This is a genomic window from Streptomyces sp. NPDC059917 (genome assembly GCF_042730635.1).
GTDB lineage: Bacteria > Actinomycetota > Actinomycetes > Streptomycetales > Streptomycetaceae > Streptomyces.
The window spans coordinates 1-1,228 of record NZ_JBHWLC010000192.1 but is presented as its reverse complement, the minus strand read 5'-3'; the positions used below and the strand labels follow the sequence as shown (position 1 = coordinate 1,228).

At 65.1% G+C, this 1,228-nt stretch carries 1 protein-coding gene; it reads left to right on the top strand.

The genetic code is table 11. The annotated features are described in order from the left end of the window. Positions 1-1,228, top strand: a 1,228-nt coding sequence (locus ACFWAR_RS39405; RefSeq protein WP_385788559.1) for an amino acid adenylation domain-containing protein, incomplete at both ends; no start/stop codon positions are given.

Here is a 1,228-nt window from a genome sequence, read left to right as displayed (position 1 = left end):
GCTCGGTTGACGTGCTGGAGGAGGTGGAGCGTCGTCGGGTTCTGGTGGAGTGGAACGAGACGTCTGCTGTTGTGGGTGAGGTGTCGGTCGCGGGGTTGTTCGAGGCGCAGGTGGCGCGGACTCCGGATGCGGTCGCTGTGGTGGGTGATGGGTTCGAGGTGTCGTATGCGGAGTTGGATGCGCGTGCGAATCGTCTGGCGCGGTATTTGGTCGGTCGGGGTGTGGGGCCGGAGTCCGTGGTGGGTGTGTGCGTGGAGCGTGGTGTCGGGTTCGTGGTGGCGTTGTTGGCGGTGTCGAAGGCGGGTGGTGCGTATCTGCCGATCGATCCGGGGTATCCGGCGGAGCGGATCGGGTTCGTCCTGGCCGATTCGGGTGCGGTGTGTGTGGTGACGCAGGTGTCGTGTGCGGGTGTTGTGCCTGCGGGTGTGGTGTCTGTGGTGGTGGATGAGGTGTCGGTTGCCGGGGAGATCGGGTCTTTGGTGGGGTCGGCGCCGGGTGTGGGTGTGGTGTCGGGTCAGGCGGCGTATGTGATTTATACGTCGGGTTCGACGGGTGTGCCCAAGGGTGTGGTGGTGTCGCATGTGGGTGTGGGGTCGTTGGTCGCGGCTCAGGTGGAGCGGTTCGCGGTGGATGGTGCGAGTCGGGTGTTGCAGTTCGCGTCGGTTGGTTTTGATGCGGCGACGGCTGAGGTGTTGGTGGCGTTGTCGGTGGGTGCTGCTGTGGTGGTGGCGCCTGCGGGCGAGTTGCTGCCTGGTGGCGGGTTGGTGGAGTTGGTGGGGCGTCTTGGGGTGACGCATGTGACTCTGCCGCCGGCTGTGTTGGGTGTGTTGGGTGGGGGTGATTTGCCTTCGGTGTCGACGTTGGTGTCGGCGGGTGAGGTGTTGGCTGGTGAGTTGGTGGAGAAGTGGGCGCCGGGTCGTCGGTTGGTGAATGCGTATGGTCCGACGGAGACGACGGTGTGCGCGACGATGTCGTCTCCGTTGGTTGCGGGTGGTGTGCCGGTTATTGGTGGGCCGGTGGTGAATGCGCGGGTGTTCGTGCTGGATGGTTCGTTGCGGCCGGTGCCTGTGGGTGTGGTGGGTGAGTTGTATGTGGCTGGTGTGGGTCTGGCGCGTGGGTATGTGGGGCGTGCGGGTCTGACGGCTGAGCGGTTCGTAGCTTCGCCTTACACCAATGCTGGTGAGCGGATGTATCGGACGGGTGACCGTGTCCGGTGGACCGCTGAGGG